Below are 271 nucleotides of genomic sequence, written 5' to 3'. Positions count from 1 at the left end.
TCGAGTTGTCATCCGCACCACCGACATTTTCGAACTTCTGAAGCTGTCCCAGACCTTGGTCGATAACGACTCCAGTCACGGTAATAGCATCGCCCTCAGGATCGGTCGTCGCTGCAATCAGGTCTTCAGCTTTGATGATCAACTGACCTTCTTCAAGCATGGTACCCAAGTCAACATTGGTTGCTACCGGTTGGTCATTGACTTCTGTTACTACAAGGCTGATTTCCGCATTGTCTGTTAGGAAGTCATCCACGCCGTTGGTTGTACCATC

At 49.4% G+C, this 271-nt stretch carries 1 protein-coding gene; it reads right to left on the bottom strand.

Features of this window, described 5'->3' with window-relative positions; genetic code table 11:
• Positions 1–271 (bottom strand): cadherin-like domain-containing protein (locus AB4484_RS26610; RefSeq protein WP_372081044.1); only part of this gene is annotated, 271 nt, incomplete at both ends.

Origin of the sequence: Vibrio sp. 10N.261.46.A3 (genome assembly GCF_041472995.1) — a bacterium.
GTDB classification, from domain to species: Bacteria; Pseudomonadota; Gammaproteobacteria; order Enterobacterales; family Vibrionaceae; genus Vibrio; species Vibrio coralliirubri.
This window is presented reverse-complemented; position numbering and strand designations above follow the sequence as displayed.